At 60.3% G+C, this 24,307-nt stretch carries 20 protein-coding genes and 1 pseudogene; 16 read left to right on the top strand and 5 right to left on the bottom strand.

The features are described from left to right. Positions 1–270: 270 nt before the first annotated feature. Positions 271–828, bottom strand: coding sequence for a cysteine hydrolase family protein (locus K5Y35_RS01295; RefSeq protein ID WP_123465242.1), 558 nt, complete (start codon positions 826–828; stop codon positions 271–273). A 142-nt stretch (positions 829–970) separates the two neighbouring features. Between K5Y35_RS01295 and K5Y35_RS01300 the strand changes: the two genes are divergently transcribed. Both K5Y35_RS01300 and K5Y35_RS01305 read left to right on the top strand, forming a co-directional pair. Then, positions 971–1,615, top strand: coding sequence for a glutathione binding-like protein (locus tag K5Y35_RS01300; RefSeq protein WP_222833534.1), 645 nt, complete (start codon positions 971–973; stop codon positions 1,613–1,615). A gap of 170 nt (positions 1,616–1,785) precedes the next feature. Continuing rightward, the gene (locus K5Y35_RS01305; protein ID WP_222833535.1) at positions 1,786–4,236 is read left to right on the top strand and encodes a penicillin acylase family protein; all 2,451 of its coding nucleotides are present in this window, start codon (positions 1,786–1,788) and stop codon (positions 4,234–4,236) included. Positions 4,237–4,658: 422 nt separating this feature from the next. Here K5Y35_RS01305 and K5Y35_RS01310 read toward each other — a convergent pair. Continuing rightward, positions 4,659–5,800: pseudogene (locus K5Y35_RS01310) on the bottom strand (IS481 family transposase). Positions 5,801–5,986: 186 nt separating this feature from the next. On the opposite strand from K5Y35_RS01310, the gene K5Y35_RS01315 reads away from it, so the two are divergent. The 9 genes from K5Y35_RS01315 to pdeM all read left to right on the top strand — a co-directional run bounded on the left by K5Y35_RS01315 (position 5,987) and on the right by pdeM (position 16,617). After that, positions 5,987–7,021 carry a ligase-associated DNA damage response exonuclease gene (locus K5Y35_RS01315; protein ID WP_222833536.1) on the top strand — a complete coding sequence of 345 codons (1,035 nt, stop codon included), beginning with the start codon at positions 5,987–5,989 and terminating at the stop codon, positions 7,019–7,021. Then, complete coding sequence (locus tag K5Y35_RS01320; RefSeq protein WP_222833537.1) at positions 7,018–8,706, top strand: ATP-dependent DNA ligase; 1,689 nt, start codon at positions 7,018–7,020, stop codon at positions 8,704–8,706. Before K5Y35_RS01315 ends, K5Y35_RS01320 begins: the two co-directional genes overlap by 4 nt. 393 nt (positions 8,707–9,099) lie before the next feature. Next, complete coding sequence (locus tag K5Y35_RS01325; RefSeq protein ID WP_007918608.1) at positions 9,100–9,882, top strand: transporter substrate-binding domain-containing protein; 783 nt, start codon at positions 9,100–9,102, stop codon at positions 9,880–9,882. Positions 9,883–9,939: 57 nt separating this feature from the next. Next, positions 9,940–10,668 carry an ABC transporter permease gene (locus K5Y35_RS01330; RefSeq protein ID WP_123465232.1) on the top strand — a complete coding sequence of 243 codons (729 nt, stop codon included), beginning with the start codon at positions 9,940–9,942 and terminating at the stop codon, positions 10,666–10,668. Continuing rightward, positions 10,665–11,375, top strand: coding sequence for an ABC transporter permease (locus tag K5Y35_RS01335; protein WP_123465230.1), 711 nt, complete (start codon positions 10,665–10,667; stop codon positions 11,373–11,375). Before K5Y35_RS01330 ends, K5Y35_RS01335 begins: the two co-directional genes overlap by 4 nt. A 10-nt stretch (positions 11,376–11,385) precedes the next feature. Further along, on the top strand, positions 11,386–12,504 hold the full coding sequence (locus K5Y35_RS01340) for a succinylglutamate desuccinylase/aspartoacylase family protein (protein WP_222833538.1): 1,119 nt from the start codon (positions 11,386–11,388) through the stop codon (positions 12,502–12,504). A 13-nt stretch (positions 12,505–12,517) separates the two neighbouring features. Further along, positions 12,518–13,282, top strand: a complete 765-nt coding sequence (locus K5Y35_RS01345; RefSeq protein WP_222833539.1) for an ABC transporter ATP-binding protein — start codon at positions 12,518–12,520, stop codon at positions 13,280–13,282. Positions 13,283–13,474: 192 nt separating this feature from the next. Further along, positions 13,475–15,964: a ligase-associated DNA damage response DEXH box helicase gene (locus K5Y35_RS01350; protein WP_222833540.1), complete on the top strand. Its 2,490-nt coding sequence runs from the start codon at positions 13,475–13,477 to the stop codon at positions 15,962–15,964. Further along, positions 15,961–16,617: a ligase-associated DNA damage response endonuclease PdeM gene (gene pdeM, locus K5Y35_RS01355; RefSeq protein WP_222833541.1), complete on the top strand. Its 657-nt coding sequence runs from the start codon at positions 15,961–15,963 to the stop codon at positions 16,615–16,617. Before K5Y35_RS01350 ends, pdeM begins: the two co-directional genes overlap by 4 nt. A gap of 46 nt (positions 16,618–16,663) precedes the next feature. Here pdeM and K5Y35_RS01360 read toward each other — a convergent pair whose 3' ends face one another. Both K5Y35_RS01360 and dcd read right to left on the bottom strand, forming a co-directional pair. Further along, complete coding sequence (locus K5Y35_RS01360) at positions 16,664–16,873, bottom strand: hypothetical protein (RefSeq protein ID WP_222833542.1); 210 nt, start codon at positions 16,871–16,873, stop codon at positions 16,664–16,666. A 107-nt stretch (positions 16,874–16,980) separates the two neighbouring features. After that, complete coding sequence (gene dcd / locus K5Y35_RS01365) at positions 16,981–17,547, bottom strand: dCTP deaminase (RefSeq protein ID WP_007940589.1); 567 nt, start codon at positions 17,545–17,547, stop codon at positions 16,981–16,983. 353 nt (positions 17,548–17,900) lie between these two features. Between dcd and K5Y35_RS01370 the strand changes: the two genes are divergently transcribed. Continuing rightward, positions 17,901–18,110 carry a cold-shock protein gene (locus K5Y35_RS01370; protein ID WP_002554837.1) on the top strand — a complete coding sequence of 70 codons (210 nt, stop codon included), beginning with the start codon at positions 17,901–17,903 and terminating at the stop codon, positions 18,108–18,110. 161 nt (positions 18,111–18,271) lie between these two features. Here K5Y35_RS01370 and K5Y35_RS01375 read toward each other — a convergent pair whose 3' ends face one another. Further along, complete coding sequence (locus K5Y35_RS01375; RefSeq protein ID WP_123465218.1) at positions 18,272–19,279, bottom strand: DUF481 domain-containing protein; 1,008 nt, start codon at positions 19,277–19,279, stop codon at positions 18,272–18,274. 164 nt (positions 19,280–19,443) lie between these two features. Here K5Y35_RS01375 and K5Y35_RS01380 point away from each other — a divergent pair, with 164 nt between their 5' ends. The 4 genes from K5Y35_RS01380 (at position 19,444) to K5Y35_RS01395 (ending at position 24,216) form a co-directional block, all read left to right on the top strand. After that, entirely contained in the window at positions 19,444–19,797 is a 354-nt protein-coding gene (locus K5Y35_RS01380; protein WP_123465216.1) for an MGMT family protein, read from the top strand. 43 nt (positions 19,798–19,840) lie between these two features. Continuing rightward, entirely contained in the window at positions 19,841–21,400 is a 1,560-nt protein-coding gene (locus K5Y35_RS01385; RefSeq protein WP_222833543.1) for an AmpG family muropeptide MFS transporter, read from the top strand. 129 nt (positions 21,401–21,529) lie between these two features. Further along, positions 21,530–23,245 (top strand): proline--tRNA ligase, encoded by a 1,716-nt coding sequence (locus K5Y35_RS01390; RefSeq protein WP_123465212.1) that lies wholly within the window; start codon positions 21,530–21,532, stop codon positions 23,243–23,245. A gap of 17 nt (positions 23,246–23,262) precedes the next feature. Next, positions 23,263–24,216 carry a hypothetical protein gene (locus K5Y35_RS01395; RefSeq protein WP_128615699.1) on the top strand — a complete coding sequence of 318 codons (954 nt, stop codon included), beginning with the start codon at positions 23,263–23,265 and terminating at the stop codon, positions 24,214–24,216. The last annotated feature ends 91 nt before the right edge of the window (positions 24,217–24,307 follow it).

Genomic DNA, 24,307 nt, shown 5'->3' on the forward strand with positions numbered 1-24,307 from the left:
CGCCAGGCGAAGAGCGCCTTCGCCTGATACTCCGCCATCGCTGGCAAGCCAGCTCCGACAGTGATCGAGTTCCTCCCGTTGGAATGCAATTGACTGTAGGAGTGAGCCTGCTCGCGATGACGGCAGCACATTCAACATCGCTGGCGCCTGACAGACCGCTATCGCGAGCAGGCTCACGCCTGCAGGTGAGCGGGTTTCTTCAGATGGAATGCAATCGCCCTGTGTGAGCGAGCTTGCTCGCGAAGGGGCCGGTACACAGGGCAAAGATTTTCAGCCCGCCGCGAGAATCTGCTTCGCACTGACCACCGTCGCATACTCCCCCTGCAAATTCCCCAGCGACATCCCGTGCACCTCTTCAGCCGTGCGCAACGTGCCGAAATAATCGGCCTTGTCGAAGGTAAAGCACGCATCCTCCACCACCCACGCGTCGAACCCCAGATTGCCCGCCGCGCGCGCCGTGGACTCCACCGAGTTGTGGGTGGCCACGCCAACGATGATCAACTGCCCGATCCCCGCCTCATTCAACCGTGCCTCCAGCCCGGTGCCACAAAAGGCATCCGGCACGCGTTTCTGTATCAGCCACTCGCCATCCTGCGGCAAAAACCGCTGCTGAAACTCCACGCCTGACTGTTGCGGCCAGAACACCGAGTCCGGCGAATGCGACAGATGCTGCACATGAACCACCGGCCGCGCGTTGCGACGCCAGAATCCGAGCAAATCGAGGATTCGCTCTTCGGCCTGCGGATTGTTCCGCCGCCCCAGACGCGGTTCCAGAATGCCTTGTTGCTGGTCGATGATGATCAGCGCAGCGTTGGCCTGAAGTTCCATGGCGATTTTTCTCACGAGGGGTCATTGAATTCCCCCTAGTTCAGCATCACCTCTTCCTGCTAGGCAAGCGATCGAACGCACACGGGACGACTCGACGCCGACGTTGGCTGCACGCAAGTCCATTTCTGATTTGGAGCTTTCCATGATCGACCTGTATTACTGGACCACCCCCAACGGCCACAAGATCTCGCTGTTTCTCGAAGAAGCCGACCTGCCGTACAACGTGCACCCGATCAACATCAGTCAGGGTGAGCAATTCCAGCCGCACTTTCTGAAAATCGCTCCGAACAACCGAATCCCGGCCATCGTCGACCATGAACCGGCCGATGGCGGCGAGCCGCTGTCGCTGTTCGAGTCGGGGGCCATCCTGCTGTATCTGGCGGAAAAGACCGGGCTCTTCCTGCCCAAGGATCTGCGGGGTCGGCAAACGGCGTTGCAATGGCTGTTCTGGCAAATGGGCGGGCTGGGGCCAATGGCGGGGCAGAATCATCACTTCAGCCAGTTCGCCGCGGAAAAAATCCCCTACGCGATCAAGCGCTACATCGACGAAACCGCGCGCCTCTATGGCGTGTTGAACAAGCAACTGGCCGACCACGCATTCGTCGCCGGCAGCGAGTACAGCATCGCCGACATGGCGATCTACCCGTGGATCGTCTCGCATAAATGGCAGAGCCAGAACCTTGAGGACTTCCCGCATGTGCTGCGCTGGTTCAATCACATCAAGGATCGTCCGGCGACGGTCAAGGCGTATGCCCTGGTGCAGCAGATCAACCCGCCCAAAGCCTGATTGAATTCATTGTGGCGAGGGGATTTATCCCCTCGCCACAGGTCTTGTGTTGTCCTCAGGTAAAGGTTCGTCTGACAAATCGAGAAATAACCCCCGCCCCCGCTTGCGCGGCACCCTCCTGCTCACTAACGTAGCGCCTTTACTGACGCTACCCCCGCAGGAGCTTTGCCATGGCCTCGCCAGCCCTTACACATTTTCTTCCCCGGTTCGGCGTTGCCGCAGCAGTGGCCGGTGTTTTGGGCCTGTCCGGGTGCCAGACCTGGAACGCCCAGGACACCCTCCCGCCCACCTCCGGCGTGCAACCGCTCAAGGGCCTGGCGCAGAACGTGTCGGTGCGACGCAATGCCATGGGCATGCCGTTGATCGAAAGCAACAGTTTCCATGACGCGCTGTTCACCCTCGGTTACGTGCACGCCAGCGACCGCATCAACCAGATGGTCACCCTGCGCCTGTTGGCTCAGGGCCGTCTCGCGGAAATGTCCGGTGCGTCAATGCTCGATGCCGACCGCTACATGCGCGCGGTCAACCTGAAGAAAAGTGCCGGCGAGCTGTACAAGGCCTCGTCGCCACGGCTCAAGCGCTTCTTCGAAGTCTATGCGCGGGGCGTCAACGCCTACCTGTTCCGCTACGCCGACAAACTGCCGGGCGATCTGGCCTCCAGCGGCTACAAGCCGGAATACTGGAAACCGGAAGACTCGGCGCTGATATTCGCCCTGTTGAATTTCAGCCAGTCGGCCAACCTTCCGGAAGAAATCTCATCCCTGGTGCTCGCGCAAACCGTAACCAGCGACAAACTCGCCTGGCTGACGCCGTCCGCCCCCGATGAGAATTTGCCGCTGGCTGAGGCCGACAAGCTGCAAGGCTTGAAACTGAACGGACAGATTCCCGGCCTGAGCGAACTGAGCAACGCCAGCCAACAGTTGTCGGCGCTGAACCTGCTCGGCACCACCTCGTCGAACAATTGGGCCATCGCCCCGCAACGCAGCCGCAGCGGCAAGAGCCTTCTCGCCAGCGACAGCCATGGCCCACTGGCGGCGCCGTCGCTGTGGACCTTCGTGCAGATCCGCGCACCGAAGTATCAGGCCGCCGGTGTCACCGTTGCCGGTTTGCCGATGGTGCTCGGCGGCTTCAACGGCAGAGTTGCGTGGAGCGCCACCAGCGTGCTCGGCGACAACCAGGACCTGTTCCTGGAAAAAATCCGTCGTCAGGGCAACAGCCTGACCTACGAGGTCAATGGCAAATGGCAGCCGCTGGGCGTGCGCAACGAAACCTATTTCGTCAAAGGCCAGCGGCCGATTCGCGAAGCGGTGTACGAAACCCGCCACGGCGCACTGCTCAACAGTGCCCAGGCCGCGGCACAGGGCAACGGTTTTGGCCTGGCTCTGCAAACACCGAGTTTCACCGACGACAAGTCGCTGGACGCGTTTTTTGACCTGACCCGTGCGCAGAACGTTGAACGTGCCTCGGACGCGAGCCGCGAGATCCGCGCCATTGCCCTGAACCTGGTGTTCGCCGACGCCAGCAACATTGGCTGGCAAGTCACCGGGCGTTTCCCCAACCGCCGTGAAGGCGAAGGCCTGCTGCCGTCGCCGGGCTGGGAAGGTCGTTACGATTGGGACGGTTACGCCGACCCGATGCTGCACCCGTACGATCAGGACCCGGCGCAAGGCTGGCTCGGCACCGCCAACCAGCGGGTGATTCCTCACGGTTACGGCATGCAACTGTCGAACTCCTGGGCGGCGCCGGAACGTGGCGAGCGTCTGGCGGAACTGGCCGGCAGCGGCAAACATGACGGCCGCAGCGTGATCGCCATGCAGTACGACCAGACCACCACGTTTGCCGCCAAACTGAAAAAAATGTTCGAAGCGCCGGGCATGAAGCAACCGCTGAAACAGGCGATCGACGCCCTGCCGGAAGCGCAGCGCAACAAGGCCCGAGAGGCGTTCACCCGCTTGATGGCATTCGACGGCAAACTCAGCCCGACTTCGGCCGATGCGGCGATCTACGAACTGTTCCTGCAAGAAAGCATGAAACAGATCTTCCTCGACGAACTGGGCCCTGAATCGAGCCCGGCGTGGAAAGCGTTCATCGCCAACGGCGACTTGTCTTACGCGGCCCAGGCCGATCACTTGCTCGGCCGTGAGGACAGTCCGTTCTGGGACGACATTCGCACGCCGCAGAAAGAAGACAAAGCCGTGATCCTCGCCCGCAGTCTCGCGGCGGCGATCAGCGCTGGCGACGGTCAACTGGGTGGCGATCACCGGGCCTGGCAGTGGGGCAAACTGCATAGCTACGCGTGGAAAAACGCCAATGGCCAGACCGTTCGCGGACCGCTGGCAGCCGGGGGCGATCACACCACCCTGAATACCGCCGCGTTCGCCTGGGGCCAGGACTTCACTACCACCCGCGCGCCGTCGATGCGCTTCATCGTCGACTTTGGTCAGGCTGAACCGCTGATGGGGCAGAACGGTACCGGCCAGTCGGGGAACCCGGTCAGCCCGAACTACCTCAACGGTGTCGATGCATGGCTGAAGGGGCAGTACATCGGTTTGCCGATGCAGCCGCAGAACTTTGACCGGGTGTACGGCAAAACCCGCCTGACCCTCACCCCCGGCAAATAAGCCAAACATCAAGAGCCCCTCACCCTAACCCTCTCCCAAAGGGAGAGGGGACTGATTGGGGGTTGCTGAAGTCATGCGCCGAGCTGAACGGGCACTGCCGAATCCAGAATCGACTCGGTCTTTCAGGTCGATGTAATTCACCAGACACCTCGGTCGGCCCCCTCTCCCTCCGGAAGAGGGGTTGATGGGGGGTTGCTGGAGTCATGCGCCGAGCTGAACGGGCACTGCCGAATCCAGAATCAACTCGGTTCAGGCTTTGCCGAACCCATATTCGACTCGGTTCGGGCTTTGCCGAACCCATAATCAACTCGGTCTTTCAGGTCGATGTAATTCACCAGACACCTCGGTCGGCCCCCTCTCCCTCCGGGAGTGTATGTACCGGAGACATGGTGGACACATGTTCGGAGACATGGTGGACGGTTTTAGATCTTCTTACCTGCTGTAACGATCTGCAAGTTCAAGTCGATTCGGGCGATGCGATGTCTACTCCAGTAGACATCGTGGATGCCGTCCTCCGTCGTTTCCCGGATAGCTACTGACTTCCCGTAAAAAGCTTTCCCGACTGTGTATTCACGGTTCCTCCAGTAGATCTCGCCCTTTACCTGAACCTTCCTGACCACATCACCATCGTCGTACTCCGGCGCTGCGGGTTGCTCCTGATATTCCCTTGAGCTGCTGCTGTACCGAGTAGCAGGAACCTGCATGTCCAGCGCTTGATGCGGGCGCTTCTGGTTGTAAATATCACGCCAGATATCAAACGCCCGTTGCGCGCTGTTGAGATCGTTAAAGTGCTGACCCTGGAGAACTTCATTTTTCAGACTGCGGTGGAAGCGTTCCAGCTTTCCTTGGGTTTGCGGATGATAAGGTCGAGAGTGGCCGACCTTGATGCCTTGACTCATCAGCCAGACCTCCAGCGCGGTATAAACGCCTGTCTGATCACCCCATGGAGAGCCGTTGTCCATCGTCATGCGCAAAGGCAGGCCATAGCGCCGAAAGGCCCGGACCAGATGCTCCTGGACGGTGTCGCGCTGCTCATTGATACACGCCGCGATGCACAGTGAAAACCGCGAATGATCGTCCAGTATCGTCAACGGATGGCAACGCCCCTGACCCAGACTGATATGCCCTTGAAGTCCATCTGCCAAAGATCGTTGGGCGCTTCATGCTCAAAACGGATAAACGGTTTGATCTCGGCGGCCTTTGGATCAACGCGTGAATGACGCTGTAAAACCGCATGCACGGTACTGACTGAAGGCATCACTAAGCCATTGTCTTCCAACACACGTTTGAGCTTGCGAGCGCCCCAGGCCGCGTACTCCTGACTCACGGTCAGAATCTGCTGTTCAACCTCATCAGCACATCGCTTGGGTGATGTCTTCGGTCGTCGAGACTGATCGTTCAGTCCTTCTGCACCCAGGTTTTCAAACCTGTTAAGCCATTTATAGGCGGTGCTTGGGCTGATATTAAATCGACGGCAAAGCTGCCGGACATTGGCCCCTTCTTGCCGAGCCAAAAGCACGAATTCTGAACGAAGCTGCACAGTGGACACCTCTTCCCAAGACACAGGTCATCTCCTTAGTGATGAGCAATGTGCCTATTAAAAAGTGTCCACCATGTCTCCGAACACCTGTCCACCATGTGTCCGGTACATACAGGGAGAGGGCTGGGGTGAGGGGGCTTTTCAAAGTCGATAGAACTTCCGGACTCGCGCCCGCCTCATAGCTAACAAGCCCCCCATTCTGGTAACGACATGGACCTTGTTATCGCGCGCCCCGAAGGTTTGTATTGCCCGGCAGGCGATTTCTATATTGACCCGTGGCGTCCCGTCGAACGCTCGGTCATCACCCATGCCCACGGCGATCACGCCCGTAACGGCAACCAGCATTACCTGGCCAGCAGCGCCAGCGAAGGGATTTTGCGTGCGCGACTGGGTCAGGACATCAATCTGCAGACCCTCGCCTACGGCCAGCGCCTGACCCACCACGGCGTTACCTTGAGTTTTCACCCGGCGGGCCATGTGCTCGGTTCGGCGCAGGTGCGTCTGGAGTACGGCGGCGAAGTCTGGGTCGCGTCCGGCGATTACAAGATCGAACCGGACGGCACTTGCGCGCCGTTCGAGCCGGTGCGATGCCATACCTTCATCACCGAATCGACCTTCGGCCTGCCGATCTACCGCTGGCAGCCGCAGGCGCAGGTGTTCAGCGAGATCAACCAGTGGTGGCAGGCGAACATCGCCGCCGGCAAGGCCAGCGTGTTGTTCTGCTATTCGTTCGGCAAGGCCCAGCGCATTCTGCATGGCATCGACGCCAGCCTCGGGCCGATCCTCAGTCATGGCGCGGTTGAACCGCTGAACCGGGTCTACCGCGAAGCCGGGGTGTACCTGCCGCCGACGATCTACGCCGGCGATGTGAAAAAGTCCGACCCGATCATGCGTCAGGCCTTGGTCATCGCCCCGCCGTCGGCCGGTGGCAGCACCTGGATGCGGCGTTTTGGTGATTTCAGCGACGCCTTCGCCAGCGGCTGGATGCGCCTGCGCGGCACTCGTCGGCGACGTGGCGTGGATCGCGGCTTCGTGCTGTCCGATCACGCCGACTGGCCCGGACTGCTCTGGGCCATCAACCAGACCGGTGCCGAACGGGTGATGGTCACCCACGGCTCGATCAGCGTGCTGGTGCGTCATCTGCGCGAACAGGGCCTGGACGCGCAGGGTTTCAGCACCGAATACGGCGATGACGAAGAGGAGAACATCGGCGCCGACCCGGTTATTGCCGAGGTACAAGCATGAAAGCCTTTGCCGAGTTGTACGCCGAACTCGACGCCACCACGTCCAGCAACGCCAAACTGGCGGCCATGCAACATTACTTCGCCCAGGCTGCACCGCAGGACGCCGCCTGGGCGGTGTACTTTCTGTCCGGCGGTCGTCCACGGCAACTGGTGCCGGTGCGCATCCTGCGCGAATTGGCCGTCGAGGTCTCGGGGCTTGCACCCTGGCTGTTCGAAGAGAGCTACCAGGCGGTCGGCGATCTGGCGGAAACCATTTCGCTGGTACTGCCGGAAAACCCGCACAGCTCCGAGGCCGGGCTGGCCGAGTGGGTCGAAGACAAACTGCTGCCATTGCGCGGTGAAACCCCGGAATACCTCACCCGCCAGTTGCCAGCGCTGTGGGCGCAACTGGACCGACCGAGCCTGATGTTGTGCATCAAGCTGATCACCGGCAGTTTCCGCGTGGGGGTGTCGAAACTGCTGGTCACTCGCGCCCTGGCCTCCATGGCCGGGCTCGACAGCAAACGCGTGGCGCAGCGGCTGGTGGGTTACACCGACCTGTCGAACCGGCCGAACGCGGCCAGCTATCTGAAACTGATCGCCGCAGAATCGGCCGACGAGCACGCCCTGCGCGGCGGGCAGCCGTACCCGTTTTTCCTCGCCCATGCCTTGTCGCAACCGGTCGAGGAGTTCGAAGCACTGATCGGCCCTGTGAGCAACTGGCAGGTGGAATGGAAGTGGGATGGCATCCGCGCGCAGGTGGTCAAGCGCGAAGGGCGTTTGTGGCTGTGGTCGCGCGGCGAGGAACTGGTGACCGAACGTTTTCCCGAGCTTGATGTGCTGGTACACGGTTTGCCGGAAGGCACGGTGGTCGATGGCGAAATCGTCGTGTGGAAAAGTACGCATCCGCGCACTGAAGACGCTTTCGATCCGCAATCGACCGAACCACCGGCGGTGCAACCCTTTGCCTTGCTGCAACAACGCATCGGTCGCAAGACCCTCGACAAGAAGATTCTCGAAGAGGTGCCGGTGGTGGTGCTCGCCTACGACTTGCTGGAATGGCAGGGTGAGGACTGGCGCAACCGGCCGCAGGTCGAGCGCCGCGCACAACTGGAAGCGCTAATCGCCCGGTGCAACAGCCCGGTGTTATTGCCCTCCCCTGTGTTGACCGGCACCGACTGGTTCGACCTCGCCCGCCAGCGCGAAGCGTCGCGACGGCTGGGAGTCGAGGGCATGATGCTCAAGGCCCGCGACGCGTTATACGGCGTCGGCCGCACCAAGGACATGGGCGTGTGGTGGAAGTGGAAAGTCGACCCGTTCAGTGTCGACGCGGTGCTGATCTACGCGCAACGCGGCCATGGTCGACGCGCCAGTCTGTACAGCGATTACACCTTCGCGGTGTGGGACGGCCCGCCGGAGTCGAGCGAGCGGTCACTGGTGCCGTTTGCCAAGGCCTATTCCGGGCTGACCGATGAGGAAATGCGCCAGGTCGACAGCATCGTGCGCAAGACCACCGTGGAAAAGTTCGGCCCGGTCAGCAGCGTGAAACCGAGCCTGGTGTTCGAGTTGGGGTTCGAAGGCATTGCCCTTTCGCGTCGACATAAAAGTGGCATTGCCGTGCGTTTCCCGCGCATGCTGCGCTGGCGCCAGGACAAGACCGTGGAAGAGGCCGATAGCCTGGCGACGTTACAGGATCTGTTGGCGTGACCCGGTTTTCCGGGACAGCGACACGCGTAGGAATAAATAACCGCCAGCGAGAGATCATCTGTGGCGAGGGGATTCATCCCCGTTCGACTGCGAAGCAGTCGCAAATCCCGATCACGCATTTACCGGGCTGTCGGGGAGGCGCAGCGCGCCCAACGGGGATAAATCCCCTCGCCACAAAAGCACTGTGAACCGCGCAAACGAGCCATCTTGGTGCAACGCATTTACCGCGCCCGTTTCCGTGCACCAATCCCCGCCTCGCCATCCTTGCGCCACCTTTTAAAACACTTGTTCGGGACTCTGGTTCGGAAATTGCTACTTTCTATGTGTCGTACGCGTTCCAGTAACAATAATTCTGCGCCACAAGCGCTCATATTGGTTCTTAGGGATTGAATAATGAAAAAAGCATTGCTGACCCTTTCTGCACTGGCGTTGTGCATGGCCGCCGGCTCCGCGCTGGCCAAGGAATACAAAGAGCTGCGCTTTGGCGTTGACCCTTCGTACGCACCGTTTGAGTCGAAAGCGGCCGACGGCAGCCTGGTGGGCTTCGATATCGACCTGGGTAACGCGATCTGCGCCGAACTGAAGGTCAAGTGCAAGTGGGTCGAAAGCGACTTCGACGGCATGATTCCGGGCCTGAAAGCCAATAAATTCGACGGTGTGATCTCGTCGATGACCGTGACCCCGGCCCGCGAAAAAGTCATCGACTTCTCCAGCGAACTGTTCTCCGGCCCGACCGCTTATGTGTTCAAGAAAGGTTCCGGTATCACTGCAGACGTCGCGTCCCTGAAAGGCAAAACCGTCGGCTACGAGCAAGGCACCATTCAGGAAGCCTACGCCAAAGCCGTGCTGGACAAGGCCGGCGTGAAAACCCAGGCCTATCAGAACCAGGACCAGGTGTATTCCGACCTGACTTCCGGCCGTCTCGACGCGGGCATTCAGGACATGCTGCAAGCCGAACTGGGCTTTTTGAAGTCGCCACAGGGCGCCGACTATGACGTCAGCAAGCCAGTCGACAGCGAATTGCTGCCAGCCAAGACCGCTGTCGGTATTAAGAAAGGTAACACTGAGCTGAAGGCCCTTTTAGATAAAGGTATCAAAGCGTTACACGATGATGGCAAATACGCCGAGATTCAAAAGAAACACTTTGGCGATCTGAACCTGTACAGCGGCAAATAATGCCCCGGCGCCCATCACTCGATGGGCGCCTTTTCCATCCGCTCAGGTTGCTGATTTATGTTCGAAAACCTCTTACAAAATCTGGGGCTCTCCGCCTTCAGCCTCAAGGGCTTCGGTCCTTTGCTGTTGGAAGGCACCTGGATGACCATCAAATTATCGGCGTTGTCGCTGCTGGTGGCCGTGTTGCTCGGCCTGATCGGCGCCAGTGCCAAGCTGTCCAAAGTCAAACTGGTGCGCCTGCCAGCCCAGCTCTACACCACGCTGATTCGCGGGGTGCCGGATCTGGTGCTGATGCTGCTGATCTTCTACAGCCTGCAAACCTGGCTGACTTCGCTCACCGACTACATGGAATGGGAATACATCGAAATCGACCCGTTCAGCGCCGGGGTGCTGACCCTGGGCTTCATTTATGGGGCGTATTTCACCGAGACCTTCCGTGGCGCGATCCTCGCCGTACCGCGCGGTCAGGTCGAAGCGGCCACCGCCTATGGCCTCAAGCGTGGCCAGCGTTTTCGTTTCGTGGTGTTCCCGCAAATGATGCGCTTTGCCTTGCCGGGCATCGGCAACAACTGGATGGTGATGCTCAAGGCCACCGCGCTGGTGTCGATCATTGGCCTCGCCGATCTGGTCAAAGCCGCGCAGGACGCCGGTAAAAGCACTTATCAACTGTTCTACTTCCTGGTTCTCGCTGCCTTGATCTATCTGCTGATCACCAGTGCTTCCAACTTCATTTTGCGTTGGCTTGAACGTCGCTACGCCGCCGGTGCCCGGGAGGCCGTACGATGATCGAACTTCTGCAGGAATACTGGAAGGCCTTCCTTTATACCGACGGCAACAACATAACCGGGCTGGCGATGACGATGTGGCTGCTCAGCGCGTCGATTTTCTTTGGTTTCCTGGTGTCGATTCCATTGTCGATCGCTCGGGTTTCATCGCACTTCTACATTCGCTGGCCGGTGCAGTTCTACACTTACCTGTTCCGGGGCACGCCGTTGTATATCCAGCTGCTGATCTGCTACACCGGGATCTACAGCCTGGCGGCGGTACGAGCGCAGCCTTTGCTCGACAGTTTCTTCCGCGATGCGATGAACTGCACGATCCTCGCCTTTGCCCTGAACACCTGCGCCTACACCACGGAGATTTTCGCCGGGGCGATCCGCAGCATGAACCATGGTGAAGTCGAAGCGGCCAAGGCCTACGGACTGACGGGCTGGAAGCTGTATGCCTACGTGATCATGCCTTCGGCGCTGCGCCGTTCGTTGCCGTACTACAGCAATGAAGTGATCCTGATGCTGCACTCGACCACCGTGGCCTTCACCGCGACCATCCCCGACATCCTGAAAGTTGCGCGGGACGCCAACTCGGCGACATTCTTGACCTTTCAGTCGTTCGGCATCGCCGCGCTGATCTACCTGACCATTACCTTCGCGCTGGTCGGCCTGTTCCGCCTCGCCGAACGCCGATGGCTGGCCTTCCTCGGGCCGACTCACTAGGAACCTTGTAATGCGACACCAGATCCATGACCTGCTGGCCCCGCTGCCGGGGACCGCAAGACAGATCCACAGCTTCCACTTCGGCCCGGAGCAGGCTAAAGGCAAGATCTACATCCAGTCGTCGCTGCATGCCGACGAACTGCCCGGGATGCTCGTCGCCTGGCACCTCAAGCAGCGCCTGGCGGAGCTGGAAGCCGCCGGGCGCCTGCGCAGCGAAATCGTGCTGGTGCCAGTGGCCAATCCGGTCGGCCTCGAACAAGTGCTGATGGACGTACCGCTGGGCCGCTACGAACTGGAGAGCGGGCAGAATTTCAATCGCTGGTTTGTCGACCTCAGCGAAGAAATCGGCAACGACATCGAGGGCAAGCTGAGCGATGACCCGCAACGCAACCTTGAGCTGATCCGCGCCAGCCTGCGCAACGCCCTCGCCCGCCAGACCGCCGGCACGCAACTGCAATCCCAGCGCCTGACCCTGCAACGGCTGGCCTGTGACGCCGACATGGTGCTGGACTTGCACTGCGACTTCGAATCAGTGGTTCATCTGTACACCACGCCGGAAGCGTGGCCGCAGGTCGAGCCTCTGGCACGCTACATCGAGTCACAGGCGAGCCTGCTGGCCACCGATTCCGGCGGCCAGTCGTTCGATGAGTGCTTCACCCTGCTGTGGTGGCAACTGAAGGAGCGCTTCGGCGAACACTTCGACATTCCGCTGGGCAGTTTCTCGGTGACCGTCGAACTGCGCGGCCAGGGTGACGTCAATCACCCGATGGCCAGCCGCGATTGCCAGGCCTTGATCGACTACCTGATCCAGTTCGATGCGATCGTCGGCGAAACCAGACCGCAGCCGCCCTTGGCATTCCCGGCCACGCCACTGGCCGGCGTCGAACCGGTGACCACGCCGGTCGGCGGCCTGCTGGTGTACACCGCAACGGCCGGTCAATACCTCGAAGCCGGGCAACAGATCGCCGAAATCATCGACCCGATTCACGACCGGGTCACCCCCATTCATTGCACCAGCGCCGGCGTGATGTACGCCCGCTCGCTGCGACGCATGGCCACTGCCGGCATGGTCATCGCCCATGTTGCGGGCGCTGAAGCCTATCGCAGCGGCTACCTACTTTCGCCTTGAGGATGTCTGTCCCATGTACAAACTGACCGTTGAAGGCCTGCACAAAAGCTATGGCGACCATCAGGTGCTCAAAGGCGTTTCGCTCAAGGCCAAGACCGGCGACGTGATCAGCCTGATCGGCGCCAGCGGCTCGGGCAAAAGCACCTTTCTGCGCTGCGTCAACTTCCTCGAACAACCCAACGACGGCGCCATGAGCCTTGATGGCCAGGCGATCCGCATGATCACCGACCGCCACGGCATGCACGTCGCCGACGCCGATGAATTGCAACGCCTGCGCACGCGTCTGGCGATGGTGTTCCAGCATTTCAACCTGTGGAGCCACATGACCGTGCTGGAAAACATCACCATGGCTCCGCGCCGGGTGCTGGGTTGCAGCAAACAGGAAGCCGACGACCGTGCCCGGCGCTATCTCGACAAGGTCGGCTTGCCGGCGCGGGTCGCCGATCAATACCCGGCGTTTCTCTCCGGAGGCCAGCAACAGCGCGTGGCGATTGCCCGCGCGCTGGCAATGGAGCCGGAGGTGATGCTGTTCGACGAACCGACCTCGGCGCTCGATCCGGAATTGGTGGGGGAAGTGCTGAAGGTGATTCAGGGGCTCGCCGAAGAAGGCCGGACGATGATCATGGTGACTCATGAGATGAGCTTCGCCCGCAAAGTCTCCAGCCAGGTGCTGTTCCTGCATCAGGGATTGGTTGAAGAAGAAGGTGCGCCCGAAGATGTGCTCGGCAACCCGAAAAGCGAACGCCTCAAACAATTCCTCAGCGGCAACCTCAAATAGCCATTAGTGCAAAACCCTGTGGGAGCGAGCTTGCTCGCGAAAGCATTCTGTCAGTCACATTGATTTTGAATGTTCCGCCGCCTTCGCGAGCAAGCTCGCTCCCACAGTGGAGCTCCGCAGCCTACAAAAATCAAACTTGTCCGCCCGCCCCGTGGTCTCTGGAAGAACACCTCCAGAGCGCGCGCAGCCCGCATGGCGAAATCCTCCGACCTCGCAAAAACCTGGTTCAGCGCCCGTGGCTGGAAGCCGTTCGCCTTTCAGAAACAGCTGTGGGCTGCGGTCAAAAACGGCGAATCCGGCTTGCTCCACGCCAGCACCGGGGCCGGTAAAACCTATGCGGTCTGGTTCGCCGCGCTCAATCGCTTTGCCAAATGCGCCGCCGTCGTTGAAACGCCACGCAAACGCAAACCACCGGCCGAACCGCTGACCGTCTTGTGGATCACGCCTATGCGTGCCCTCGCCGCCGACACCGCGCGCGCCTTGCAAAGCCCGGTCGATGATCTGCGCCTGCCGTGGAGCATCGGCCTGCGCACCGGTGACACCAGCAGCAGCGAGCGTGCCCGCCAGAGCCGACGCCTGCCGACAACCCTGATCACCACTCCGGAAAGCCTGACCTTACTACTGGCCCGCGCCGACGCCCGCACCGCGCTCTCGACCCTGCGCATGATCGTGGTGGATGAATGGCACGAACTGCTCGGCAACAAACGCGGCGTGCAGCTGCAACTGGCCCTCGCCCGCTTGCGTCATTGGCAACCCGAGCTGATTGTCTGGGGAATCTCCGCGACCCTCGGTAATCAATCCCACGCCGAGCAGGTGCTGATCCCACAGGGTGGCGGCGTGTGTGTGCAGGGGCAAAGCGAAAAATCGCTGACAGTCGACACCCTTCTCCCGACCGCCATCGAGCGTTTTCCGTGGGCCGGGCACATCGGTCTGAAGATGTTGCCGCAGGTCGTGGCCGAGCTCGATGCCTGCGCCAGCAGCCTGGTGTTCACCAATACCCGGGCGCAGTCGGAAATCTGGTATCAGGCCTTGCTTGAGGCGCGGCCGGACTGGGCCGGGTTGATTGCGTTGCATCACAGCTCATTGTCCCGCGAGACCCGTGACTGGGTTGAGCACGCCTTGAAGGAAGGTCAATTGAAGGCAGTGGTGTGCACGTCGAGCCTGGATCTGGGGGTGGATTTCCTGCCGGTGGAACGCGTGCTGCAAATCGGTTCGGCCAAGGGTGTTGCGCGGTTGATGCAACGCGCCGGGCGCTCGGGCCACGCACCGGGACGCACCTCAAGGGTGACCCTGGTACCGACACACAGCCTTGAACTGATCGAAGCGGCCGCCGCCCGCGATGCTGTCGAGCAACGGCGCATCGAACCGCGCCAGTCACCACACAAGCCACTGGATGTGCTGGTGCAGCACCTGGTCAGCATGGCATTGGGCGGCGGATTTGTTCCTGATGAGCTGTACGAAGAGGTCCGTGGGGCCTGGGCCTATCGTGACCTGACCCCGGCGGATTGGGCCTGGGCGCTGGCTTTCGTACGTCATGGCGGGATGTCTCTGACGGCCTATCCGGATTACCGTCGGGTCGAACCGGACGAACACGGCGTCTGGCGCGTACCCGATGCACGCTTGGCGCGCCGCCATCGCATGAGCATCGGCACGATCGTCAGCGATGCAAGCATTCATCTGAAGTTCTGGAGCAAGGGCGGTGGCGGCAAACAACTGGGCAGCGTCGAGGAAGGTTTTATTGCAAGGCTGAAACCGGGCGACGGGTTTCTGTTTGCCGGGCGTTTGCTGGAGTTGGTGCGGGTGGAAAACATGACCGCTTACGTCAAACGCAGCACCGCGAAAAAAGCCGCCGTGCCACGCTGGAATGGCGGGCGCATGCCGCTCTCCAATGAACTGGCCGAGGCCGTGGTCAGGCGCTTCAGCGCCGCCGCAGAGGGCGCGTTCGCCGGCCCGGAAATGCACGCCTTGCGGCCATTGCTGGACACCCAGACACGCTGGTCTGGCCTGCCCACCACCGATAATTTGCTCGCAGAAGTGCTGAAGTCCCGCGAAGGCTGGCACCTTTTCCTCTACCCGTTCGCCGGTCGTCAGGTGCATCTGGGGCTCGCCAGCCTGTTGGCCTGGCGCGTCAGCCAGCGCCAGCCGCTGACGTTCTCCATCGCGGTGAACGACTACGGGCTGGAATTGCTCAGCGCCACGCCTGTGGACTGGGCCGAGCAACTCGATACCGCGTTGCTCAGCCCCGAACAGTTATTGAAGGATGTGCTCGCCAGTCTCAATGCGGGCGAGTTGGCCCTGCGGCGCTTTCGCGAAATCGCCCGAATTGCCGGGCTGGTGTTCGCCGGTTACCCCGGCGCGCCGAAAAGCACCCGTCAGGTGCAGGCCTCCAGCGGCCTGTTTTTCGAAGTGTTCAAACAATACGACGCCGACAACCTGTTGCTGGCCCAGGCCGGGGAAGAAGTCTTACGAGAAGAACTGGATATTCAACGTCTGGAACAGACACTGGAGCACATCAACCGGATGAAACTCGACATGCATCAGATAAAGCGTCCTACGCCACTGGGGTTTCCACTGCTGGTGGAACGCATGCGCGAAAGCATGAGTTCAGAGAAACTCGCTGACCGCATCAGACGTATGGTCGGTGACCTGGAAAAATCCGCCGACAAGGGCAAATCCCGATGAGCGCGCCCTACCCTGTGCGGTTGGCAGGTGAAGACCTCTGGTTGCTGCCGGAGAAGGCGCTGTACTGGCCAGCGCAACAAGCCTTGCTGATAGCCGATGTGCATTTCGGCAAAGCCGCCGCTTACCGCAGCCTCGGTCAACCGGTCCCGCAAGGCACCACGGCAAGCAATATCGCGGTGATTGATCGATTGCTGGCGAAACTGCCCTGCCGGCAACTGATATTTCTCGGCGATTTTCTGCACGGGCCCGGCTCCCATGCAGCGGGTACGCTAAACGCCTTGGCGCAATGGCGAGCGCGCCACGCCGAACTGCCGATGACACTGATCCGTGGCAATCACGACAAACGCGCGGGCGATCCGCCTGATTCGCTGAATATCCGGGTCGTGCCTGAACCGCTGCTGATAGGACCGTTCGCTTTGCAGCATGAACCGGACCCGCATTCTGAAAGACACGTGCTGGCCGGTCATGTGCATCCCGTGTATCGGCTGCATGGCAAGGGTCGACAAAGTTTGCGCCTGGCGTGTTTCAGGCTCAGCGAAGGCATCAGCCTGCTACCGGCCTTTGGCGCATTTACCGGGGGTTATCCGGTCGAGAAGGAGAAAAGCTGCAGGATTTTCGTCATCGGTGACAACGAAATATGGCCAGTCAGTTGAAGTCGTCGCAGCCCTCGACTGACTGGCCATTGGTTTTCAACGCAGATCAGGCAACCGGTGCCGGTGGCGGCTCGTCCGGAAGGATAGGATCGCCCGGCTCGGTTGGTTGTTCGTTGGGGGTATCGGGGTCGGGCTGACCGGGAATTCCACCGGCCATGCTCAGAGGCGGGTGCGCCAACAATGACCAGGCCAATACGCCAACCTGATTGGGCTCAAGCCTTGCCAGTTCGGCAGTGATTTGCGGATCGATCTTCATAGGGCACTCCTCGGCGAAGGCCCGTTTCGACAGAAACAAAAACGGGCAGTACACCCCATAGAGTGTCTGCCCGCCAAAGAATTCCCGTGATCTGTCGGATGGACGGATCAGGTACGCGGCAAGGTCACGCCACGCTGGCCCTGGTACTTGCCGCCACGGTCCTTGTAGGAAACTTCACATTCCTCGTCGGACTCAAGGAACAGCATCTGTGCCACGCCTTCGTTAGCGTAGATTTTCGCCGGCAGGTTGGTGGTGTTGGAGAACTCCAGGGTCACGTGACCTTCCCACTCTGGCTCGAGCGGGGTGACGTTGACGATGATGCCGCAACGCGCGTAGGTGCTTTTACCCAGGCAGATGGTCAATACATTGCGCGGGATGCGGAAATACTCGACGGTGCTGGCCAGGGCGAAAGAGTTCGGCGGGATGATGCAGACATCGCTGTGGATGTCGACGAAGCTGCCGGCATCGAAGTTTTTCGGATCGACGATGGCCGAGTTGATGTTGGTGAACACCTTGAAATGGTTGGTGCAACGCACATCGTAGCCGTAGCTCGACACGCCGTAGGAGATCACACGGCTGTCGTCGCTGCCGCGCATCTGACGCTCGACGAACGGCTCGATCATGCCGTGTTCCTGCGCCATGCGGCGAATCCACTTGTCCGATTTGATGCTCATGGCGGGTGTCCTGAATAGCGAGGTGGAAAAATTCTGTCCGGCATCTTACCGGGCGCGCCGCCGCGTTCAAAGTGCGGGGTGCAATTCTCGTCGAACACCCTGGAATGACAGGCTCTGGCGACGAACCGTCGCACCGCCGATCCTTAAAACAGAGAAACCTGTGCAAGAAGCATTGGCACGTCTCGGAAAAAGGGTTAAGGTGGCGCCACTGTGCTGCTTGTGTCACTGAGAATCTCTACACGATATGTTGAATTTCGATCCAACCATCTACAAGAATTTTTCCTGCTCTTTGCACTCAGTCTCGGCCAGGGTTCTTCCTGAGTCGCAGTTATCTTTGTTCAAGGAGTTACACCATGTCTAATCGCCAAACCGGTACCGTTAAGTGGTTCAACGATGAAAAAGGCTTCGGCTTCATCACTCCACAATCCGGTGACGACCTGTTCGTTCACTTCAAAGCTATCCAATCCGACGGCTTCAAAAGCCTGAAAGAAGGCCAACAGGTTTCTTTCATCGCTACCCGCGGTCAGAAAGGCATGCAAGCTGAAGAAGTACAAGTTATCTAACTTGTAGCTTCTTTAGAAAAGAGCCCCGCCCTTAAAAGCGGGGCTTTTTTGTGGGCGCTTGTTTTCCAGGCGTAAAAAAAGATCGCAGCCTTCGGCAGCGCCTACAGGATGTACATTAATCCTCTGGAGCTGCCGAAGGCTGCGATCTTTTTGCCTGTGCCTTACCAGGCCACGCCAAACCCTGCGGTATAGCGGGTCTTGTTCAGGTCCGCATCCTGGGTTCCGCTGATGATGTCGCGCTCGGCCTTGAGGTTGAGCGACGCCCAGTCGGTGACCTTGTAGCGCAAGCCCAATTCGGCATCCAGCGCGTAGTTGGCGACGTCGGAGAGCGGCTTGCCCAGCTCGCCACTGGTGAAGAACTCGACTTTCTTGCCAATCAGGTAGCGGTTGTAATCCCACTTCATCGCGACCGAGTAGAAATTGTCCTTGCCGCCATCGCTGTACTCGTAATCGGTACGGTTGAGCAGCGAACCCAGCGAGAACGCGCCCAGTTCGTCATCCCAGAACTGGTAACCCGGACCTGTACCGACCACGCGCTGACGCGACAGCTCTTCGACGTAATCCCGCTTGTAATTCAGACGCCCCTGCCAGAACCACTTGTCGGTCAGGAAGCGGTCGAGGGCGTATTCAGCGCGCCAATTGTTAGTGGTGACCTGTTCGTCCTGCACTTCGCGGTTGTATTCGCCTTCGCCGGTGTGGCGCCAGCGACCATGACGTGCAGTGGTCTTGAAGTCGATGTCATAGTCGTCGGTGTCCTTTTCCGCGCGCTGATAATCCAGGGCGAGGCCGACGTTGCCCTTCCAGACCAGATCCTCGACCACCGGTTTCGGCTTGAGAATCTGCTGAATGCTCGCCAGCTCGACGGTTTTCGGTGCTTCGCCATTGGCCAGGGTGACCTTGCCGTCATCGGCTGCGGTCAGTGACTTGGCTTTTTCACCGGTATAAGCATCCTGTTTGACCAACAACTCTTGATCACTTTCCAGGGTCTTGACCTGTTTCCAGTCGATCGTGACTGCACCCGCATATTGGGTCTGGATCAGCAATTTACCGCCATCGAACAGGGAAATTTTGCCACTGAGCTTGTCACCGTTCTTCAACCAGACGGTATCGGCAAGCAAGGGCGTAGACGCGCTGAAGACAGCAAGGCACAGCAAGGTTCTGGACAACATAAGCGGACTGAGGGCTCAGGATTGCAAAAAAAGATCGGCATTATCCGTAGGAATAATGCCCTGACAAGGACTGACCGGGCGATTTCCATTGAGTTCATTTCTCAATAGCGCTCCGAGGGATTACGCTTGAGTCATCAACATGAGCATGCTCAGGAACCGCGTACGTGACAGACCCGACCCACGCAGACGAAAGCGAAGCGCAAATCCGACGCACGGCGCTCTACTCGACCCTCGCCCAAGTGCCGGAAGGCAAAGTCGTCAGCTATGGCCAGTTGGCTGAACTGGCCGGTTTAGGGCGCGCCGCCCGCTGGGTCGGCCGCACCTTGAGTCAATTGCCAGGTGATACGCGCCTGCCCTGGCACCGTGTGCTGGGTGCCGGCGGTCGGATCAGCCTGCCGGCGGGCAGCCCTTCGGGCGATGAACAACGGGCAAGATTGCGCATGGAAGGCATCACCGTCCTGAACAATCGTGTGGATATTCAGCGCCATGGCTGGCGTCCGGTAGAGCACAGCGGTTAGAGTGCGCGCTTTGTTTTCGCAATCTTGAGGCAGACTTCAGCCCATGCCCCGTAAAACCTGGCGCGCCGCGCTAGCCGCTTATGCCAGTCCTTCGACGCTCGTGCTGTTGTTGCTCGGTTTCGCCGCCGGCCTGCCGTACATGCTGGTGTTCTCTACGCTTTCCGTCTGGCTGCGTGAAGCCGGTGTCGCCCGTGAAACCATCGGCTACGCCAGCCTGATCGGCCTGGCTTACGCGTTCAAATGGGTCTGGTCACCGCTGCTCGACCAATGGCGCCTGCCGTTGCTGGGCAAACTTGGCCGACGACGTTCCTGGCTGGTGCTGTCGCAGACACTGGTGATTCTCGGCCTGATCGGCATGGGCTTCTGTGATCCGCAGAAACACCTGTCCTGGCTGATCGCCATCGCCGTTGTCGTCGCCTTCGCCTCTGCAACCCAGGACATCGCGGTCGACGCCTATCGCCTGGAAATCGCCGATGACAGCCGCCAGGCCGCACTGGCCGCCAGTTACATGTCCGGCTACCGCGTCGCCGCCCTGCTGGCCACGGCCGGTGCACTGTTCTTTGCCGAAGGCTTCGGCTCGACCGGCTTCAACTATCAACACTCGGCCTGGACCGGCACCTATGCCCTGTTCGGGGTGCTGATGATCCCTGCCCTGCTGACCTCGCTGCTGATGCGCGAACCACCCGTACCGCTGCGCACGCAGTTGCAGGCCGGCCGCTACAGTTTTGTGCATCAACTCGCGTCGGTATTCGTACTGATCGTGTTACTGGTGTCGGTACCGGCGATGTTCACCCAGCTCTACAACACCGACTTCGCCGAAGTGTTGTTTGGCACCATGAGCCCGCTCGACCTGTTGCTCGAAGACCGCGCCTTCCTGCGTGCGATCCTTTACACGCTGCTCACCTGGATGTGCCTGTCGGCGATGGGGCGTCGTGGCCTGGCGCCGGTGCTGACTCCGGTCAACGACTTCATCCTGCGCTACCGCTGGCAGGCGCTGCTGTTGCTCGGACTGATCGCCACCTATCGGATGTCCGACACCGTGATGGGCGTAATGGCCAACGTGTTCTACATCGACCAGGGTTTCACCAAGGACCAGATCGCCAGTGTCAGCAAGATTTTCGGCCTGATCATGACCCTTGTCGGCGCGGGCATGGGCGGCCTGCTGATCGTGCGTTTCGGCATCCTGCCGATCCTGTTCATCGGCGGTACGGCCTCGGCGGGCACCAACCTGCTGTTTGTGATGCTCGCCGACATGGGCCCGAACCTGCAGATGCTGGTGGTGACCATTTCCCTCGACAACTTCAGTTCCGGGCTGGCCACCTCGGCGTTCGTCGCCTATCTGTCGAGCCTGACCAACCTCAAGTTCTCCGCGACGCAATACGCCCTGCTCAGCTCGATCATGCTGTTGCTGCCACGCCTGATCGGCGGCTATTCCGGGGTGATGGTCGAGAAGTTCGGTTACCACAACTTCTTCATGATCACCGCGTTGCTCGGCGTACCGACCCTGGTGCTGATTGCCCTGCACTGGTTCCAGGAAAATCGCCGCGAGGGCCCTACGCCCACCCCCGAGCCGGTGCCGACGCCGGTTGCGGAAGAGTCGTAAGACATTTCACCCACGGCGGGAGGAATCCCGCCGTTGGACCTCACCGCCGGCCACGCTTCTGTACGTCAGCAAAACTCGCCGGTACACTGCTCCGTCATTTCCAGTCATAGCAACCGACAACGGCCAACCATGCGCACCAGTCAATTTTTGCTCGCCACACAGAAAGAAACGCCTTCCGATGCGGTCGTGATCAGCCATCAGCTGATGCTGCGCGCCGGCATGATCCGCAAACTTGCCTCGGGCCTGTACACCTGGCTGCCGATGGGCCTGCGAGTCATGCGCAAGGTTGAAGCCATCGTTCGCGAAGAAATGAACGCCGCCGGCTCTCTGGAAGTGTTGATGCCGAGCACCCAACCGGCCGAGCTGTGGCAGGAATCGGGGCGCTGGGACGAATACGGCCCTGAGCTGCTGCGCATCAAGGATCGCCACGGTCGCGACTTCTGCGCGGGCCCGACCCACGAAGAAGTGATCACCGATCTGATGCGCAACGAGTTGAGCAGCTACAAACAGCTGCCAATCAACCTGTACCAGATCCAGACCAAATTCCGTGACGAAATCCGCCCACGCTTCGGTTTGATGCGCGGCCGCGAATTCATCATGAAGGACGCCTACTCCTTCCACGCCGACCAGGCATCGCTGCAGGTCACCTATGACCGCATGCACCAGGCGTACTGCAACGTGTTCACCCGCCTGGGCCTGAAATTCCGTCCGGTTGAAGCCGACAACGGCTCGATCGGTGGCGCCGGTTCGCACGAATTCCACGTACTGGCCGAATCCGGCGAAGACGATATCGTCTTCAGCAACGGTTCCGACTACGCGGCGAACATCGAAAAAGCCGAAGCGGTGCCACGCGAAACTTCGCGCGCCGCTCCGACCGAAGAGCTGCGCCTGGTCGATACGCCAGACACCAAGACCATCGCGGCGCTGGTGGAGAAATTCAATCTGCCGATTGAAAAGACCATCAAGACCCTGATCGTGCGCGCCGAAGAAGAAGGCAAGCTGATCGCGCTGGTCATCCGTGGCGACCACGAACTCAACGAAATCAAGGCTGCCCAGCAACCTGGCGTGGCCAGCCCGCTGGTCATGGCCACCGATGCCGAACTGCGTGACGCCATCGGCGCCGGCGCCGGTTCCCTCGGCCCGCTGAACCTGCCATTGCCGATCATCATCGACCGCTCGGTCGAGCTGATGAGCGACTTCGGTATCGGCGCGAACATCGACGACAAGCACTACTTCGGCGTGAACTGGGAGCGTGACCTGCCGGTTCCGACCGTCGCCGACCTGCGCAACGTCGTGGCCGGCGATCCAAGCCCGGACGGCAAAGGTACCCTGGAAATCAAGCGCGGCATCGAAGTCGGGCACATCTTCCAGCTGGGCAACAAGTACAGCAAGGCGATGAAGTGCGAAGTGCTGGGCGAGAACGGCAAGCCTGTCACCCTGGAAATGGGTTGCTACGGCATCGGCGTGTCCCGCGTGGTTGCCGCCGCCATCGAGCAGAACAACGACGAAAACGGCATCATCTGGAGCGACACCCTGGCGCCGTTCCAGATCGCTCTGGTACCGCTGCGTTATGAAACCGAGCAGGTGCGCGAAGCCACCGACAAGCTGTACGCGGAACTGACCGCTGCCGGCTTCGAAGTGCTGCTGGACGATCGCGACAAGAAAACCAGCCCGGGCATCAAGTTCGCGGACATGGAGCTGATCGGCATTCCGCACCGGATCGTGGTCAGCGACCGCGGTCTTGCCGAAGGCAACCTGGAATACAAGAGCCGTACCGAGGCCGAAGCGCAAGCGCTGCCGGTCGCCGATGTAGTGCCCTTCCTTCAGGCCCGTATCCGCCGCTGATTCCAGATAGAGACCTCATGTTCAAGCGAAACACCTTGGGCCTCGGTGGCACCGCCCTGTGCGGTGCCCTGCTGGTCAGCGGCTGTGCCAATCACATGTCACAGCGCAGCGAGCACGAAGAGCGGGTCGAGCGCAAACTGCTCGACCACAGCCTGCAGATCGATGTCGGTGAGCCCAAGGAGCTTGAGCTGCCGCAGCGACGCGTGAAAATCAACGAACAGAAGACCTTCGAAGTCACCGAGTTCGAAGTCACCCGTCGTTACGACCGTTACACGCCTTACCAACCCTGGCGGGAGGTCTACGAGATTCCGCTCGGCGCGGTGGCCGTGGTGGCCGGTATCGGCGCGAATGTGGTCAATGTCTTCGCTCTGGGTAACCTGCCGGACAGCGTGACCAAGGATTGGCTGAACTACGGCATTGCCGGGGTCAACCCGTTCATGAACGTGCAGTCCCATGGGCGTGCGCAACAGAACCTGGCCGGCATAGATGAAGTCCAGCGCGACAAGCGCATGGAGTATTCGAGCCTGCCGTGGAGCGAGCGGCCGGTGCAGGTCAAGGCCGGCAAACAGACCTTCGACATGACCACCGACCGCAACGGCGTGCTGCGCCTGAACCTGCTGGACAGTCCGTTCGCCGAAAATGACCTCAATCATGTCGGCAAACTGCAGATCAGCGTCGAGGACGGCAAGGATGACGTGCACAGCGACTCGTCCCTGACCATCAGCAGCCACCTGCGCAGCAAGTTGCTGGAAGCGCACGGGCTGATTTACGACGATCTGGAAGACGACGAAGTGAGTCAGTGGGTCCACCGGGTCAAACGTCTGTCGGAACTGGGGCTGGAAGAAGAAGCCAGCGAGCTGGAACAAAGCCTGATCGAACTGACCCGTAACGATCCTGAGTTGCAGACCGAGTTTCTCAAGTCGCTGACCAAGGATGCCGGGCGCCTGGTGGCGGATCCGGGACCGAATTAAAAGCTAAAAGCATCGCGGGCAAGCCCGCTCCCACAGTGTTTAATGGTGAAACACACATTGTGTGAACTCCAAAAATCCCTGTGGGAGCGGG

This window comes from Pseudomonas sp. SC3(2021), assembly GCF_019856535.1.
GTDB classification, from domain to species: Bacteria; Pseudomonadota; Gammaproteobacteria; order Pseudomonadales; family Pseudomonadaceae; genus Aquipseudomonas; species Aquipseudomonas monsensis.